Annotated in this window: 14 protein-coding genes; 12 read left to right on the top strand and 2 right to left on the bottom strand. The window is 46.8% G+C overall.

Annotation, left to right across the window (positions count from 1 at the left end; translation table 11 throughout):
* The first annotated feature begins 1 nt into the window (after nucleotide 1).
* The 6 genes from AM231_RS05180 (at nucleotide 2) to AM231_RS05205 (ending at nucleotide 6,034) form a co-directional block, all read left to right on the top strand.
* On the top strand, nucleotides 2–724 hold the full coding sequence (locus AM231_RS05180; RefSeq protein WP_053488900.1) for a ThuA domain-containing protein: 723 nt from the start codon (nucleotides 2–4) through the stop codon (nucleotides 722–724).
* Nucleotides 725–907: 183 nt separating this feature from the next.
* Entirely contained in the window at nucleotides 908–1,576 is a 669-nt protein-coding gene (locus AM231_RS05185; RefSeq protein WP_054401580.1) for a uracil-DNA glycosylase, read from the top strand.
* A 145-nt stretch (nucleotides 1,577–1,721) separates the two neighbouring features.
* Complete coding sequence (locus AM231_RS05190; protein ID WP_053488898.1) at nucleotides 1,722–2,039, top strand: winged helix-turn-helix transcriptional regulator; 318 nt, start codon at nucleotides 1,722–1,724, stop codon at nucleotides 2,037–2,039.
* 283 nt (nucleotides 2,040–2,322) lie between these two features.
* Complete coding sequence (nirB, locus tag AM231_RS05195) at nucleotides 2,323–4,761, top strand: nitrite reductase large subunit NirB (RefSeq protein WP_054401581.1); 2,439 nt, start codon at nucleotides 2,323–2,325, stop codon at nucleotides 4,759–4,761.
* A 98-nt stretch (nucleotides 4,762–4,859) separates the two neighbouring features.
* On the top strand, nucleotides 4,860–5,177 hold the full coding sequence (gene nirD / locus AM231_RS05200; protein ID WP_054401582.1) for a nitrite reductase small subunit NirD: 318 nt from the start codon (nucleotides 4,860–4,862) through the stop codon (nucleotides 5,175–5,177).
* Nucleotides 5,178–5,236: 59 nt separating this feature from the next.
* The gene (locus tag AM231_RS05205) at nucleotides 5,237–6,034 is read left to right on the top strand and encodes a formate/nitrite transporter family protein (RefSeq protein WP_054401583.1); all 798 of its coding nucleotides are present in this window, start codon (nucleotides 5,237–5,239) and stop codon (nucleotides 6,032–6,034) included.
* Nucleotides 6,035–6,175: 141 nt separating this feature from the next.
* Here the strand turns inward: AM231_RS05205 and AM231_RS05210 are convergent, their stop codons facing one another.
* Both AM231_RS05210 and AM231_RS05215 read right to left on the bottom strand, forming a co-directional pair.
* The gene (locus tag AM231_RS05210; protein WP_053488894.1) at nucleotides 6,176–6,334 is read right to left on the bottom strand and encodes a hypothetical protein; all 159 of its coding nucleotides are present in this window, start codon (nucleotides 6,332–6,334) and stop codon (nucleotides 6,176–6,178) included.
* A gap of 86 nt (nucleotides 6,335–6,420) precedes the next feature.
* Nucleotides 6,421–7,146, bottom strand: a complete 726-nt coding sequence (locus AM231_RS05215; RefSeq protein ID WP_054403539.1) for a Crp/Fnr family transcriptional regulator — start codon at nucleotides 7,144–7,146, stop codon at nucleotides 6,421–6,423.
* Between the two features lie 284 nt (nucleotides 7,147–7,430).
* Between AM231_RS05215 and adhE the strand changes: the two genes are divergently transcribed.
* The 6 genes from adhE to AM231_RS05245 all read left to right on the top strand — a co-directional run bounded on the left by adhE (nucleotide 7,431) and on the right by AM231_RS05245 (nucleotide 16,846).
* Nucleotides 7,431–10,040, top strand: coding sequence for a bifunctional acetaldehyde-CoA/alcohol dehydrogenase (gene adhE, locus AM231_RS05220; protein WP_054401584.1), 2,610 nt, complete (start codon nucleotides 7,431–7,433; stop codon nucleotides 10,038–10,040).
* Between the two features lie 305 nt (nucleotides 10,041–10,345).
* A complete protein-coding gene (gene pflB / locus AM231_RS05225; protein ID WP_054401585.1) occupies nucleotides 10,346–12,592 on the top strand; it encodes a formate C-acetyltransferase in 2,247 nt (748 codons plus the stop codon).
* Between the two features lie 45 nt (nucleotides 12,593–12,637).
* On the top strand, nucleotides 12,638–13,378 hold the full coding sequence (gene pflA / locus AM231_RS05230; protein ID WP_054401586.1) for a pyruvate formate-lyase-activating protein: 741 nt from the start codon (nucleotides 12,638–12,640) through the stop codon (nucleotides 13,376–13,378).
* Nucleotides 13,379–13,690: 312 nt separating this feature from the next.
* The gene (locus tag AM231_RS05235; RefSeq protein WP_054401587.1) at nucleotides 13,691–15,043 is read left to right on the top strand and encodes an ABC transporter substrate-binding protein; all 1,353 of its coding nucleotides are present in this window, start codon (nucleotides 13,691–13,693) and stop codon (nucleotides 15,041–15,043) included.
* A gap of 91 nt (nucleotides 15,044–15,134) precedes the next feature.
* Entirely contained in the window at nucleotides 15,135–16,019 is an 885-nt protein-coding gene (locus AM231_RS05240) for a carbohydrate ABC transporter permease (RefSeq protein WP_054401588.1), read from the top strand.
* Nucleotides 16,019–16,846, top strand: a complete 828-nt coding sequence (locus tag AM231_RS05245; protein ID WP_054401589.1) for a carbohydrate ABC transporter permease — start codon at nucleotides 16,019–16,021, stop codon at nucleotides 16,844–16,846. The genes AM231_RS05240 and AM231_RS05245 overlap by 1 nt, the downstream gene beginning before the upstream one ends.
* Nucleotides 16,847–16,853 lie beyond the last annotated feature (7 nt).

The following is a 16,853-nucleotide window of genomic DNA, read 5'->3' on the forward strand; positions in this document are numbered from 1 at the left end:
CATGCTTAACGTAACCATATGGAATGAATTCGTACACGAGAAAATCCATGATGAGGTTCGAAGTGTATACCCGACAGGGATTCATACTGCTTTAGCTGAGGGTCTGCAGCATCCGGATTTTATCATCAGAACGGCTACGCTTGAACAACCGGAACACGGCTTGACGGAAGATGTGCTGGATTCGACGGATGTGCTGCTGTGGTGGGGACATATGGCCCACGACCAGGTTAGTGATGAGATCGTAAGCAAGGTCGTGAAACGAGTACAGGATGGAATGGGATTGATCGTTCTTCATTCCGGGCATTTTTCAAAGCCGTTCAAAGCTTTGATGGGCACGAGCTGCGATTTGAAATGGCGTGAAGCCGGAGAACAGGAAGTGATCTGGAGCGTGAATCCGACGCATCCGATCACGGCAGGAATTACGGGTCCAATTATCCTTGAACATGAGGAAATGTATGGGGAGTTCTTTGATATTCCAGCTCCGGATGAATTGGTTTTTGTCAGCAATTTTGAAGGTGGCGAGGTATTCCGCAGCGGGTGCACATTCAAGCGTGGACACGGGAACATCTTCTATTTCCGTCCTGGGCATGAAACGTATCCAACCTACTATAACCCTGAAGTGCTCAAAGTGATCTCCAATGCGATACATTGGGCTCATTCTACAGCAGGCAAGCAAACATTCGGCAACAGTCAGCCGGTTCGTGCGCTTCCCGTTTTAGTCTAGTCTTCGAGGGAGAATATACTAGACCCTAAGTAGGGGAGGCGAGTCGTCCAAGGTATAACCTTGGTCGGCTCGTTTTTTGTTATGCCATAAGAATGAAGCGAACGGAAATGTTTTTGTCAGCCAGGGATAGAATATAGGTAGGTATGGGGTATTGTATGATATACATGAAAGGGGGCTTTACACATGGATGAGGTACAAAGCGCACTCGTAGATCCCGCAATCATTGCCCTATGCCGGGCCAGGCTTGCCCATCAGCCTGTGGAGGGCTTTCTCCTGGGGAGAGGAGCCAAAGCGGCCAAAATCATGTTTGTTGGGGAAGCGCCGGGCGCTCATGAGATTGAGGAAGGCAAACCTTTTGCAGGACAAGCCGGGCAAGTAATGAATACTTATCTGGAACGTTTGAATTTGACCCGTGAACAGGTATATATTACTAGTGCGGTGAGAAGCAGACCCTATAAGGACAAGGAAATCGTTCGTTCTTCGGGCAAGAAGATTTTCAGTCGTTCCAATCGCAGCCCTACTAAGGCTGAAGTTTTAGCACATGCACCGCTGCTCGATGAGGAGATTCGGTGGGTAAAACCGCAGATCATTGCACCGATGGGAAATACGGCGCTGCATCGCTTAATTGGAAATCATGAAACGGTGACGTCGATGCATGGTAAACTGATGGAGGGGCCCATTCAGCAAGCGGCTCAAATGGATCATCCGGAGGCGGGGTATAGGTTTTCAGAGGAAATTTATAAGATATTCCCTCTGTTCCATCCAGCGGCAGTAATGTATAATAGGAAATTATCCCGTTTGATTGAGTCTGATCTGGATACTTTGGCCGGGATCCTATCAAATAAGCCTTGATTTTATGGGAAATAAGAGCTATAAGGTTTTCAGTTCCACGATAATATGTTAAAATGAAACATACTTACAATTTGTAAGTTTTATAAACAAGCTGAGATTTAGGAGTACCTATAAACAACGTGACTTCGTAAAGAGGTGAAGGGATATGGAAGTTACTAATGTTACGATGTGTCCCCGATTTGAAACGGCTTTTTCGTTTCTGGGGAAACGCTGGAACGGATTGATTATTCAAACTTTGATGAGCGGACCGAAGCGCTTTAAGGATATTTCGAATTTGATTCCATCCATGAGTGATAAGATGCTCTCCGAACGGATGAAAGATTTGGAATGTGAAGGCATTTTGATCCGGCATGTATATCCGGAAACACCGGTACGCATTGAGTATGAATTAACTGAAAAAGGCAAGGCGCTTCGTCCGGTCATGGAACAAATTGCTTCCTGGGCTGAACAATGGGTCGATTAATGATGGATCCCATGACGCACGTCGATGATTAAACCCTGATATGAGACCATTCTCATCTCAGGGTTTTTTTCTCGTGATGCAAGATAGCGGAGGATAAGTCAGTATCCTTCAGTTTAGGTGCTTGTGGCTCTTGGAAGACTGGGATAATTCAAATTTTATTTAAATTTTAACTATCAATGTGAAATATATCACAATAAAATCAGCATTCACCCTATATAATTTATATATAAGGATTGGAGTACACAATCATCATTAGATCATGTGTTTGGGGAGGAATCAAGTTATGTCTAATATAAAGAGAGAACAGTTAGTGGTCATTGGTAACGGTATTGCTGGAATAAGTACAGTCGAACAAATCATTAAACTGGGTGGAAGTTTTGACATAACCGTCATTGGACAGGAACCACACCCAAACTATAACCGGATTATGCTGTCCTATGTGTTGGAAGGAAGCAAAACATTAGATGATATCGTGCTAAATGATTGGAAATGGTACGAAGATAATCGGATCACCCTGCATACGGATGTTACTGTAACGGGGATAGATGCAGAGCGTAAGATCGTTGAAACGGATAAGGGAATAACGGTACCTTACGATAAAGTTATTATGGCTACAGGTTCCAGCCCATTTATTTTGCCTGTGCCTGGAAGTGATAAAAAAGGGGTTATCGGTTTCCGCAATATTGCAGACTGCACACAGATGCTGCAGGCCGCACAAACCTACAAGAAAGCGGCTGTTATCGGCGGAGGATTGCTGGGTTTGGAAGCCGCCAAGGGCTTGGTTAGCCTCGGTATGGACGTAACGGTCGTCCATCTCATGCAGGATATTATGGAAAGTCAGCTCGACCATACCGCATCGGAAATGCTGCAAAGGGAGCTTGAAGGGCAAGGTATTCGTTTCTTATTGGGTAAGCAAACAACGGAGATACTGGGAGACGCCAGGGTTACGGGCCTAAGATTTAAGGATGGAGAGGAACTCGAGGCTGATCTGGTGGTTATGGCTGTAGGTATCCGGCCTAATGTTGCAGCAGCCAAGCTAAGCGGTATCGAAGTGAACCGGGGAATTGTGGTCAATGATTATCTTCAGACTTCTGTGCCAGGCGTTTATGCAGTTGGAGAATGTAGCGAGCATCGCGGCGCATGTTATGGATTGGTTGCTCCGTTATTTGAGCAAGGCCAGGTGCTCGCCAAGCATTTATGCGGCGTAGAAGGCCAGCCTTATGAGGGCAGCATTGTTTCGACAAAACTGAAGATTAGCGGAGTGGATGTATTCTCTGCTGGCGAGTTTATGGAGCAAGCTGAGCATTCCGTGATTACGGCCAAGGATGATTGGCGCAAAACCTATAAGAAAATCTTGATGCGAGACAATATCATTGTAGGCGCGATATTATTTGGAGACGTCAGCGATTCGGCAAGTCTTCAATCCATGATCCGCAAGCAAACTGCCATGACGGAAGAGATTTACCATTCCATTATGGGTACCGAGTGTGCGGGGAAAGGAAAGGGCAAGGCATTTTCGCTGGAACAGATGCCTGACGATGAGATTGTCTGCGGCTGTAATGGTGTAACCAAAAAAGCCATCGTGGACGCCGTAACGCTTCAAGGTCTCACCACTGTGGATGAGATCAAGGCATGCACAGGAGCCACACGGTCATGCGGTGGCTGCAAGCCGGTTGTGGAACAGATTCTGCAAAGCGTATTGGGCGATGGCTTCAAGACGGCTGGTAAACAAGGGATATGCGCATGTACTACGCTTGACCGGGATGAAATTATAGCCGAAATCCGGGCTAAGGGCCTGACAACGACAAAAGAAGTCATGCACGTCCTGGGTTGGAGCCATCCTGAAGGCTGCTCGAAATGCCGTCCAGCCATCCATTATTACTTGGCCATGCTGAATCCGGTAACCCATCAGGAAGAGATGGAGTCCCGTTTTGTTAACGAACGGATGAACGCGAATATTCAGAAGGACGGTACGTATACAGTAGTTCCGAGAATGTATGGTGGCGTAACGACACCGGAGGATTTGAAGAAAATTGCGGATGTATCGCTTAAATACGATGTAAAAGTGGTAAAGGTGACCGGGGGACAGCGTTTGGACCTGATTGGAGTCAAGAAAGAGGATTTACCTAAGGTATGGGAAGAGCTGGATATGCCTTCGGGATATGCATATGCGAAGTCGCTGCGGACCGTCAAAACCTGTGTTGGTTCCCAGTTCTGCCGTTTCGGAACGCAGGATTCGATGGGGATGGGCGCATTCCTGGAAGAGAAATTCGAGAGACTGGATTTTCCGGCAAAATTCAAAATGGCGGTAAATGGCTGTCCGCGTAATTGTGCCGAATCTTGTACGAAGGATATCGGTATCGTCGGTAATGACGGTGGCTGGGAGATCTTTATCGGGGGCAACGGTGGAACAAAAGCCCGCCTGGCCGATTCATTCTGCAAAGTGAAAACCGATGAAGAGCTGGTCGAGATTTGCGGGGCTGTAATGCAGTATTACCGAGAAACGGGTAAGTATCTGGAGAGAACCTCGGAATGGGTAGAGCGTATGGGATTGGATACCATCCGTACGGCCATCCTTGATGATCCCAAGCAGCGTAAAGAATTGGTGGAGAGAATTGAAGTGGCTCTGCAGCAGGTGGAAGATCCTTGGAAAAAAGTGCTGAACGATGAGAAGCTTCGTGGTACATTATATCAGGATGCAAGACCAGTCAGCAGCAAATAGGAGCGGGGAAGGACATCCTTCCCTCTTGTCTCCAATGAGTAATAATAAACACCGCTTGGGATTGAATGGATAGAGAAGAGAAGTGGAGGTAACATGCTATGGAAACCAAACATTATATTCCCGTGGGATCCGAGAATGATTTCATGCTGCAGCTTGGGAAAGTGATTCGACTGGGGGAGCGGGAGCTTGCCATATTCCGGACCTCGGATGATCTGTGGTTTGCCCTGGATAATAAAAGCCCGCATCCTAAAGGGGGGCCTTTATCAGAGGCCATCGTATCCGGACATTATATTTACGATCCATTATATGACTGGAAAATTGAACTTTCGACTGGGCTTGTTCAAGCTCCGGATGAGGGGCAGGTTCAGGTCTATCCAATTCGCGTCGTAAACGGAGAGGTTGAGGTAGGTGCCTAAGGCAAGGTAACGGAATATACACAACAGCCAAATATAACGAATTCAAGAGGTGGTGTCCCATGTTCAAGGTTGATGTAGAAGCCGTCGCCAATGCTGCTGTTGCGAAAAAAGAACAGATGAATGGGAACTTGCTACGGTATATGGTATCTACCATGCTCGCCGGGGCGTATGTCGGCATTGGAATTGTGTTGATCTTTAAGCTGGGCGCACCGCTCGCAGCTGCGGGTTCGCCTTTTCAAACGCTGGTGATGGGAGCTGCATTTGGCATCGCCCTGACCTTGGTCGTGTTTGCAGGTTCTGAGCTGTTTACGGGCAATCATATGTTTTTTACGATTGGAACATTATCCGGCCGTACGACGGTAGGCGATACGCTGAAAAATTGGGTGCTGGTGTTCATCGGCAACCTGGCAGGAGCGATATTGCTTAGTTATCTGGTGTATGCCACAGGTTTGTTCAAAGGCCTGCCGCCCGATCATCTCATCTTTACGGCTGCTGCCAAAAAAATGAACGATCCGTTCATGGAGCTATTTTTCAGAGGTATATTGTGTAACTGGCTTGTATGTTTGGCCTTGTGGATGGGTAGTCGTGCCAAAAGTGAAACCACAAAGCTGATCTTAATATGGTGGTGTCTGTTTGCCTTCATTGCGACAGGTTATGAACATAGCGTAGCGAATATGACGCTCTTGACGCTCGCCACGATTATCCCGGGGCACCCCGAGACTATTTCCATAAGTGGTTGGATCAGCAATATGGTGCCTGTCACGCTGGGGAATATCATTGGCGGAGCCGTATTTGTGGGAATGGCTTATTGGTTCATCTCTTCGGAAAAAAGGAGCAAACAGCAAAAATCCTCTTAAAAGGATGGAGGAACGAGCGGACTTTACGTGGTTTATAACTGCAAAGTCCGCTTTTTTTATATGGAAATTAACAGAAAAATAAGCTGTCCCTACAGTCGATAGACTGAACAGGACAGCTGTTTGGCTTGTCTTCCAAATCGTTTACCGGTGTTCCACCAGGTCAATGGCGCCCAGGACAATATGAGCTATTCCAAAGCCGAGAATACCGGTTGCGGCAAGCTTATACTTGCTGCCAAGCAGAGCGGCACCAGAAGCAGAAACCACAGTTCCAAGAACAGCAGGAATCAAACCTTCACGCATGCTGAACACTCCCTTAAGTTTGGATTTGGTAGACAAGGTTATTGTAAACAAATCGCTATATATTATGCGATAGGATTCGTGATAGGTCAGATGCGGCAGATTTCAACCGGACACATCTCACAATGGCATACTTCCTGCAGCATCGGAAGATCCTTAATGACAATCATTCCGCCGGCATATTCGATGGCATCTTTTTTGCGAAGATCGCTCAGCATCCGGTTCACACTTTCACGGGTAGCTCCAATCATGTTCGAGAGGTCAGTGTGAGTAATCTTCTTGTTGATTAGAATGGTTCCATCTGCTTGGTGCTGTCCGTAAGTATTGCTCAGACGGATCAGTGTCGACGTTAAAGCACCCGGTTTGCCGTACATCATAAGGTCACGGAATTTTGTCTGGGTGATGCGGTGATGAATGCCCATCCATTTCATAAAATCAATGGCAAATTCGCAATGCTGACAGATCAGCATTTCCAGGTCTTTATGCTCAATCACCCCCACCACGCTGTCTTCCAGCACTTCTGCCGAATAACTGTGGTTGGTGCTGAAGAAAGGATCAGCTTGACCGACCATATCCCCAGGATGATACATATATAGAATAAGCTCTTTGCCTTCATCAGTCGATTTGGTTAATTTAATTCTTCCTTGTTTAACGAAGTAAAGCTTGTCGGCGAAGTCGCCCTCCCAGAACAAATGGGATCCTTCAGGGAGTACCCTTTCTTTCATGGTGATCAGCAGACGGTTGCGGTTTTGTTCCGAGAAGCACTGAGTGTTTCCCAAATTTTCAAGTTCCAATACGTGGTCTACAGTTTTCATGGTCATGGTGATATCCCCTAACATCCTCAAATTTGATCTGTTCAATCTTTAAATACATTATAACGTGAAAACATTCACTTTTGGGGAGGTTAGGGAGGGAATATATGGCGAATTTTCAAACAGTGTGATTTTTTTCACTTAAAGCCCCTGGCCAGTGTATAAAAATAACACAGAAAAGGAAAATAATATACATTGTGAAATAATTCACATAAAATAAGAAACGACTATGGTACGATCAAATCGTAGATAAAGACAGAAACATAAATCATGGGAGGATGAGAGTTATGGCTGTGAGTAAAGAAAAGGTAGAAGTGAAGGGACAAACGGCTGCTGAGTACATTCAAGCGTTGATTGACAGGGCGAATCGAGCACAACAGCAATTCATGGATCTCAATCAGGAGCAAGTTGATGGAATTGTACAGGCGATGGCTCTGGCCGGTCTGGAGAAGCACATGCAGCTGGCTAAGATGGCCGTCGAGGAGACTGGACGTGGTGTGTATGAAGATAAGATCATCAAGAATATGTTTGCAACCGAGTATATCCACAACAGCATTAAATATGACAAGACTGTCGGCATCATAGAAGATAACGAATATGACAGCTTTCAAAAAATAGCAGAGCCGATCGGGATCATCATGGGGATTACCCCTGTAACCAATCCGACCTCCACGACAATCTTCAAGGCGCTCATCTCCATAAAAACAAGAAATCCGATCATCTTCGGATTCCATCCATCCGCGCAGGCATGTAGCAGGGAAGCCGCTCGGGTTCTGCGGGATGCCGCTGTGAAACAAGGAGCTCCAGCCGATTGCATCCAATGGATCGAGGCTCCTTCCATGGAGAAAACCAATACACTTATGAACCATCCGGATGTTGCCTGCATACTAGCTACAGGCGGTTCGGCCATGGTCAAGGCAGCCTACAGCTGCGGCAAGCCAGCTCTTGGTGTTGGACCGGGCAACGTACCGTGCTTTATCGAACAGAGTGCGGATCTGGACCAAGCGGTGAACGACCTGATCTTATCCAAGACCTTTGATAACGGAATGATCTGCGCTTCGGAGCAGGCCGTCATCATTGAAGAGCCGATTTATAATATAGTGAAGAAAAAATTGATCGCCAGCGGATGTTATTTCGTCAACAAAGAAGAGCTGACTAAGCTGACTGCACATGCGATGGTATCGGAGAAATGCGCGGTGAATCCTTCCATCGTAGGACAGCCGGCCGCCAAGATTGCCGAAGCGTGCGGCTTTGAAGTACCGGAAAGCACGAAGATCCTGATCGCCGAGCTGGAGGGAGTCGGTCCTGCGTATCCGTTGTCGGCTGAGAAGCTGAGTCCGGTGTTGGCTTGCTACAAGGTGAAAGATGCGGAAGAAGGTATTACACGGGCTGAAGAGATGGTTGCTTTTGGTGGCATGGGTCACTCGTCCGTGATTCACTCGTACAATGAAGATATCATTATGAAATTCTCGGATCGGATGAAGACTTGCCGCATTCTGGTGAATCAGCCTTCTTCGCAAGGCGGTATCGGGGACATTTACAATACAAACCTGCCATCGTTGACACTCGGCTGCGGTTCGTATGGACGCAATGCTACGTCGTCGAACGTGTCGGGCGTCAATCTCATTAACGTGAAGAGGGTGAATCGAAGAACCGTGAATATGCAATGGTTTAAAGTACCTGACAAAATCTATTTTGAAAAAGGAGCTACGCAGTACCTCGCCAAAATGCCGGATATAACGCGAGTGGCTATCGTTACCGACCCGATGATGGTGAAGCTGGGTTATGTGGAACGGGTAGAACATTATTTGCGTCAGCGCAGACTGCCGGTAGCCATCGAGGTGTTCTCGGAGGTTGAGCCGGATCCATCGACAACGACCGTAGAACGAGGAACGGAGATGCTGGAGCGATTCCAGCCGGACTGCATCATTGCGCTTGGTGGGGGGTCGCCGATGGATGCTGCCAAAGCTATGTGGCTGTTCTACGAATATCCGGATACAGACTTCCACAGCTTAAAGCAGAAATTCATGGATATTCGTAAACGGGTCTATAAATATCCGAAGCTTGGAAGAAAGGCAAAATTTGTTGCCATTCCAACAACATCGGGAACAGGCTCGGAAGTGACGTCGTTTGCTGTTATAACGGATAAAGTACAGGGTAATACCAAGTATCCGCTGGCGGATTATGAGTTGACACCGGATGTGGCGATTATTGATCCTGAATATGTATACACATTGCCTAAAACAGCGGTAGCTGACACAGGAATGGACGTCCTTACCCATGCTATTGAAGCTTATGTATCGGTATTAGCTAGCGATTATACGGATGGGCTTGCGATCAAGGCTATACAGCTGGTGTTCCAGTATCTGGAACAATCGGCGCTCACAGGAGATAAAATCGCCCGTGAAAAAATGCATAATGCTTCGACGCTGGCAGGCATGGCTTTTGCCAATGCATTCCTGGGCATCAACCACAGCCTTGCGCATAAGTGGGGCGGACAGTACCATACAGCACATGGCCGCACCAATGCGATTCTGATGCCTCACGTTATCAGATACAACGCCAAGAAGCCAACGAAGTTCGCAGCATGGCCCAAATACACCCACTTCGTAGCTCATGAAAGATATGCTGAAATTGCCCGGATCTTGGGGCTTCCGGCCAGAACGACAGAAGAGGGAGTGGACAGTCTCATTAACGCTATTCGGGAGCTGAATGCTAAGCTTGGCATCGAAGAGTCGTTTCAGCAGCTTGGTATTAATCCTCAGGATTTTGAGCAGAACGTGGAACGCCTTGCTGACCGGGCTTTCGAAGACCAGTGTACCACGAGCAATCCGAAGCTGCCGCTGGTAACAGAACTTGCAGAAGTGTACCGCAATGCATTTTACGGACGCTTTTAAATCGAATGCAGGCTATGAAATTTTGTGATATTATGGAATAAACCATGCGATCCCAATTATGGAGTGATAAAAATCACGAAAATATACAACTTTGTGATTATTATCACAGATGTGAAATGACATCAGGCATACAATTAAATTGTAGAGAGAAACCGAATCTCAGATCTTTGTATATAGAAGTTGGAGGTACAGGGTGGGGTGAAAGCATCTTGGATCGTGAAAATGATCACAAGAAGATCTGAGATAGATCCAGATGCTCCCCCTTGTTCTTTGCAGGCTGTAGCATAATCTAGGAGGGATTCAACATGTCGGTGATTGAAAAAGAAAAAGGCTGGAGAGGTTTTACTTCAGGCAAATGGACAAAGCACGTTGATGTTAATGATTTTATTGCAGAGAATATTACACCTTATTATGGCTCTGATGAATTTTTGGCAGGAGCCACGGATAATACGAAGGCACTGTGGGATATTGTTTCGGATTTAACAAAGAAAGAACGGAATAATGGCGGCGTGCTGGATGTGGATGTTAATACGCCTTCCACGATCACTTCTCATAAGCCTGGCTATTTGGATAAGGAAAAAGAGCAGATTGTCGGTGTTCAGACCGATGAGCCGTTCAAGCGTTCCATACAGCCTTTTGGCGGGATCCGCATGATGATTGATGCATGTAACGCATATGGCTTTGAAATGCCGCAGGCAGTTGTGGACATCTTTAGCGGCATTCGTAAAACGCATAACCAAGGCGTATTTGATGCCTATACACCAGAGATGAGAGCCGTGCGTAAGGCCGGGATAATCACGGGACTTCCTGATGCGTATGGCCGCGGACGGATTATTGGTGACTACCGCCGCGTATCGCTCTATGGTGTGGATGCGTTGATCCAGGATAAATTGAGAGAACTTAGCGAGCTCGAAGTAGACGCAATGGTAGAGTCTGTGATTAGACTGCGTGAAGAATTGTCTGAACAAATTCGCGCGCTCCAGGAACTGAAAGAAATGGCAGCCATGCACGGCTTTGATATTTCCAAGCCTGCGAATACGGCGAAGGAAGCATTTCAATGGTTGTACTTCGGTTATTTGGCAGCGATCAAAGAACAGAACGGCGCTGCGATGTCGCTTGGTCGCGTATCCTCGTTCCTTGATATATATATCCAGCGGGATCTGGCTGAAGGTGCACTGACTGAAGAGGCAGCTCAAGAGCTAGTTGACCATTTTGTGATGAAACTTCGGATCGTGAAATTCCTGCGTACACCAGATTACAATGAGCTGTTCAGCGGTGATCCAACGTGGGTGACGGAATCCATCGGAGGCATGTCGGTAAACGGTGAGACAAGAGTGACTAAGAACAGCTTCCGATTCCTGCATACCCTGTACAATTTGGGACCGGCTCCGGAACCGAACTTGACGGTTCTCTGGTCGGAGAAGCTTCCGGAAGGCTTCAAGAAATACTGTTCGAAGGTTTCGATCGAAACCAGCTCCATTCAATATGAGAACGATGATCTCATGCGTCCGATTTATGGAGACGATTATGGCATTGCCTGCTGCGTATCGGCTATGCGTATCGGTAAACAAATGCAGTTCTTCGGAGCTAGAGCGAATCTTGCCAAAGCGCTTCTGTATGCGATCAATGGCGGTAAGGATGAGAAATCCGGCGACCAGGTTGGACCGGAATATCCAGCCATCACCGCTGAAGTGCTGAGTTATGATGAAGTTATGAAGCGTTTCAAACCAATGATGGAATGGCTTGCGAAGCTCTACATGAATACGCTCAATGTTATTCACTATATGCATGATAAGTACAGTTATGAGCGGATTGAAATGGCTCTTCACGACAGGGATATCCTGCGTACAATGGCATGCGGGATTGCCGGCCTGTCGGTTGCAGCTGATTCACTGAGCGCGATCAAATTCGCCAAGGTTAAGCCAGTGCGCAATGAACAAGGGATTGCTGTGGACTTTGAAATCGAAGGCGACTTCCCATGCTATGGCAATAACGACGACCGCGTTGACGGTATCGCCATTGAGTTGGTAGAAACCTTCATGTCGATGATTCGCAAGCACAAGGCTTATCGGGATGCCATGCCGACTCAGTCGGTGTTAACGATCACTTCAAACGTGGTATATGGTAAGAAGACGGGCACTACGCCGGATGGACGTAAAGCAGGTGAGCCGTTCGCACCGGGGGCTAACCCTATGCACGGACGCGATAAGAAGGGAGCTCTTGCTTCGCTGGCTTCCGTCGCCAAGCTGCCGTACGAGGATAGTCTGGATGGCATCTCGAATACGTTCTCGATCGTGCCTAAAGCGCTTGGAAAAGAAAGTGATATCCGCGAGAACAACCTGGTGGCCATGCTGGACGGTTATTTTGGCAGCAAAGCTCATCACTTGAACGTGAACGTATTCAATCGGGAACAGCTGATCGATGCAATGGAACATCCGGAAGATTATCCACAATTGACGGTGCGGGTATCCGGCTATGCGGTTAACTTCGTCAAGCTGACACGCGAACAACAGTTGGATGTCATCAATCGTACCTTCCACGGATCGATGTAATTGATACAAGCCGGGCAATCGCGGATACAGAAAGGATGACGCTCCATGTTAAAAGGTCATATACACTCCATAGAAACGTTTGGAACGGTGGACGGTCCAGGTATCCGCTTTGTGCTCTTCATGCAGGGCTGTCTGCTGAAGTGCCAGTACTGCCATAATCCGGATACCTGGGGACTCCATGAAGGACGCGAAATGACCGTGGAGGACGTGCTGGCAGAAATTGAACCTTATTTAAATTACTATCGTTCCTCTGGTGGGGGATTGACTGTCTCCGGCGGCGAACCCACATTGCAGTATCCTTTTGTGACGGAATTGTTTAAGGAAGTGAAACGCCGCTGGAATCTGCATACGACACTGGACAGCAACGGTTATAATGAACCGGAGAAAATAGCGGAATTGCTGGAATATACCGACTTGGTGCTGCTCGACCTGAAGCATATTAATGACGAGAAGCATATCAAACTGACGGGTAAATCCAATGAAAGAACACTGAAGATGGCCCGCTGGCTGTCTGATCATCATCGAAAAATGTGGATCCGGCACGTGTATGTTCCGGGTATTCATGACAGCGAAGAGGATTTAGTCGCGCTCGGTCAATATATTCGCACATTGGATGGCGTGGAGAAATTCGAGATATTGCCCTATCATCAGATGGGCGTGTACAAATGGAAGGAACTCGGCATGGCCTATCCGCTGGAAGGCGTTCCGTCACCGTCCGAGGAAGAAGTGGCTCGCGCGTACCGCTTGATTGGCGAAACAAGGGATACTACATCATTACAGCCATAATAAATAAGATCCTATAAGAACAGCAACCTTTCTCTAAGACGGGAGGGGTTGTTGTTTTTTATGGAGCAGTTTTGTCGAAAAGTGCTTGATTTAATTCAAGTTCGACAACCCATCCTTTAGAATTTAATTAACACCTAAAGTTAATATACATAACAGCGAATTTTCCTAATAATGGAAGAGCTTCTATTTTCTTTGGAGGATTTTATCCCTTGTCAAGATTAATAACGACCTATCGTAAAATGCAATCGCTTTCTATAATGAAGATGTAAGGGTTATGCCTATCAAATTATAATTCTTCGGGAGGTCAAATCAATGAAGAAAAAGGGTCTAGCGTTATTAATGACGCTTCTGTTCGTCTCATCTACACTTTTGTCTGCATGCGGCGGGAAGACAGCTGACAAACCGTCTGGCGGTTCAGATGGTGCGGGGGGTAATGAACCGTTCGAAATCACGATTCGTCATACGCAGGTAGGCGAGGCCAAGAAGTTTCGATTAGCATTGTTAAACGACGTAGTCAGCAAAACCGAAGCAGCAGTACCAGGGCTGAAAATTAAGCTGGACGCTGTAGACTCCGAAGTAAACCGGAAAGAGAAACTGAGAGGTGAGATGGCAGCAGGTAAGCCGCCTGAAGTGTTCGACGTGTTCGGTAGCCCGGATGCAGGCGTATTTTCCAAAGAAGGCTTAATGCTCGATCTGACCCCAATTTTAGAAGAGCTAGGCATCAAAGACAAGTTTTCAACACTGGACCCGTTTACGTATGATGGTAAGATCTACGGATTGCCGATTGGAATTTCCATCGAGGGTATTTTCTATAACAAGGAGTATTTCTCCCAAAAAGGCCTGAGCGTTCCTAAATCATTAACGGAACTGGAGCAAATTGCGGAAACCATCAAAGCTGACGGCAAGATTCCGTTCGCCCAATCCTCCAAGGATGCCTGGATTCCGCTCATGACTACAAACAACTTGTGGAGCTATTACGCAGGACCTGAGGTCACTTACGGCTTCAAGACCGGCGAAAGCAAATGGACCGATCCCAAAGTTGTTGAAGGTGTGAAGAAGCATCAGGAGTGGGTCGAGAAGGGTTACTTCAAAAAAGGCGAACTCGGTTTCGAATATGCAGATATGAGAAACCAGATTATTTCGGGCGAAGCCATGATGATGATGGACGGATCATGGGCAAACTCCGTATTTAGAGATCCTGAGCAAGCGGGTGATATGGTAGGCAAGGTCGGATATTTTAATCTGCCTCCAGTTAAGGAAGGCGACCCGGTCATCGTCATGTCGGATGCTAACAACGGTTATGGTTTCTCCGCAGCGGTAGCAGAAGATCCTCGAAAACTACAAGCTGTTAAAGAATTTATCAAAAATATGTGGACAGATGAAATGCAGCTTCGTGGCTTGAAGGAAGACGGTGTATTGCCGGCCATGACCATAGATTTGGCAAAGATGAACTCTACATCAGATGATCCGCTTATGCAAGACATATTCAAAGGGGTTAGTGAGATCGACAAATCCTACCCTGCCTTTGATGCACTTGTTCAAGCAGACGTAAACACCGCAGTGAGCCTGGGGATTCAACAGGTCATCGGCGGCGAGCTCGATGCGGCGAAGATGCTGGAGAATATTCAAGCCGTGCAAGAAGCAGCGAATGCTGCAGAGAAATAAATAAAATCGTAGACGAAAGGGCGCTACCCGCTGTAACGCATGGGGGTGCCCTTTTGCCTCGATTATGACAGATATAACCACGGAGGTTACCATGAACAAAGCGCTGAGAAATCCTCTGATTTACATTGTTTTTGTACTGCCGGCATTCCTGCTGTTTCTGGCATTCTTCATTTATCCCATCTTTACGGCAATCGATAACAGCTTTACAAGCTGGAACGGCATTTCCAAAGATGTGAATTATATCGGATTTGATAATTATGCAACCGCACTACATGACGCTGCATTTTGGAAGTCAGTTCGAAATAACCTCTATTTTATTCTCTTCTCCTGTTTCATTCAGGTTCCGATTATTATCTTGTTTTCTCTGCTAATAGCAAATGTTAAGCGTTTAAAGGGACTTTATAAAACGGCTGTTTTCGCACCCTCCATTATGTCAACGGCTGTAATCGGTATTCTATGGGGATTTATATACAATCCGGACTTTGGACTGTTTAACAAGGTGCTGGGGCTGTTTGGCGTTGAGTCCATCTATTGGTTATCCGATAGAAAGTGGGCCATGATTTCGATTTTAATTACGAACGCTTGGCAATGGACCGGCTTTTACATCGTGATGGTGCTTGCAGCGATACTGTCCATTCCCAAGGAGCTTGATGAGGCTGCGGCGATTGATGGTGCTACGGGGATTCAGAGAGCAACCAAAATCACGCTTCCGTTAATTATGCCAATTATCTCTGTTGTAATCATGCTCTCGATCGCGGGAGCCATGAAGGCAGCGGATATTATTCTGGTTATGACCAAAGGCGGGCCGGCCGGCTCCACCGATGTCATGGCGACATATATGATTCGATATGCGATTACAAGCTTCAAACATGGCTTCGGGAATTCGATTGCCGTGCTCATATTCCTCTTTACATTAGTCGTAACTGTACTTTACCAGGTGCTGATTGCAAGACGGAACGAAAGGATTGAATACTGATGAGAGCGATAAAGAAGCTAGTCCCGCACATATTCCTGATGGCTTATTTGCTCGTTATTTTATACCCCTTTCTGTTCGTTCTGTTCTCTTCAGTGAAGACGGATAACCAGTCGATCGCCACGAACCCATTCGGTATGCCAAGCACCATTATATTAGATAACTACGTAAATGCTTGGGTGAACGCCAAGATCAGCACCTATTTCTGGAACAGCTTGTATATCGGCGTATTGTCCGCGTGCTTGTCCATCCTGTTTGCGGCTATGCTGGCATTCGCCGTCACTCGTATGCGTTATAACCGCATAAGCGCGATTGTTTTTCAACTGATTCTGATAGGCATGCTGATACCGAACAACTCTCTTTTGCTGCCGATATACGGAATCATGAGAAAATTGGATATCTTAAATACGCATATTGCACTTATTCTGCCATATGTTGCTAACGCGATACCATTCTCGGTGATCATTCTGGCCGCATTTATGCGTTCGCTGCCTAGTGAAATTGAGGAAGCCGCGGTAATTGATGGATTGAGGTCTGGCGGGTTGTTTGCTAGAATTATCTTACCTCTAACTGTTCCGGCTATCGTTACTGTATTCATTATCAACTTCCTGGGTAACTGGAACGAGTTCCTGCTTGCTAACTATTTCCTCTCCAATGATGAACTGAGAACGCTGCCAGTGGGTATGGTTGGTTTCAGAGACGCTTACAATACGAACTACGCACAGATGTCAGCGGGTATCATATTCAGCGTGCTGCCAGTCCTTATCATATACGCCATTTTACAAGAGAAGATCATTGAAGGTGTGACCGCAGGAAGTGTCAAGGGGTAATACGAGG

It is taken from the genome of Paenibacillus solani, assembly GCF_001277345.1.
Lineage (GTDB): Bacteria > Bacillota > Bacilli > Paenibacillales > Paenibacillaceae > Paenibacillus_AQ > Paenibacillus_AQ solani.

Bases quoted from the DNA above. Each gene is read 5' to 3' on its own strand.
- AM231_RS05180 (WP_053488900.1), top strand. From the start codon at position 2: ATGCTTAACGTAACCATATGGAATGAATTCGTACACGAGAAAATCCAT.
- AM231_RS05185 (WP_054401580.1), top strand. From the start codon at position 908: ATGGATGAGGTACAAAGCGCACTCGTAGATCCCGCAATCATTGCCCTA.
- AM231_RS05190 (WP_053488898.1), top strand. From the start codon at position 1,722: ATGGAAGTTACTAATGTTACGATGTGTCCCCGATTTGAAACGGCTTTT.
- nirB (WP_054401581.1), top strand. From the start codon at position 2,323: ATGTCTAATATAAAGAGAGAACAGTTAGTGGTCATTGGTAACGGTATT.
- nirD (WP_054401582.1), top strand. From the start codon at position 4,860: ATGGAAACCAAACATTATATTCCCGTGGGATCCGAGAATGATTTCATG.
- AM231_RS05205 (WP_054401583.1), top strand. From the start codon at position 5,237: ATGTTCAAGGTTGATGTAGAAGCCGTCGCCAATGCTGCTGTTGCGAAA.
- AM231_RS05210 (WP_053488894.1), bottom strand. From the start codon at position 6,334: ATGCGTGAAGGTTTGATTCCTGCTGTTCTTGGAACTGTGGTTTCTGCT.
- AM231_RS05215 (WP_054403539.1), bottom strand. From the start codon at position 7,146: ATGAAAACTGTAGACCACGTATTGGAACTTGAAAATTTGGGAAACACT.
- adhE (WP_054401584.1), top strand. From the start codon at position 7,431: ATGGCTGTGAGTAAAGAAAAGGTAGAAGTGAAGGGACAAACGGCTGCT.
- pflB (WP_054401585.1), top strand. From the start codon at position 10,346: ATGTCGGTGATTGAAAAAGAAAAAGGCTGGAGAGGTTTTACTTCAGGC.
- pflA (WP_054401586.1), top strand. From the start codon at position 12,638: ATGTTAAAAGGTCATATACACTCCATAGAAACGTTTGGAACGGTGGAC.
- AM231_RS05235 (WP_054401587.1), top strand. From the start codon at position 13,691: ATGAAGAAAAAGGGTCTAGCGTTATTAATGACGCTTCTGTTCGTCTCA.
- AM231_RS05240 (WP_054401588.1), top strand. From the start codon at position 15,135: ATGAACAAAGCGCTGAGAAATCCTCTGATTTACATTGTTTTTGTACTG.
- AM231_RS05245 (WP_054401589.1), top strand. From the start codon at position 16,019: ATGAGAGCGATAAAGAAGCTAGTCCCGCACATATTCCTGATGGCTTAT.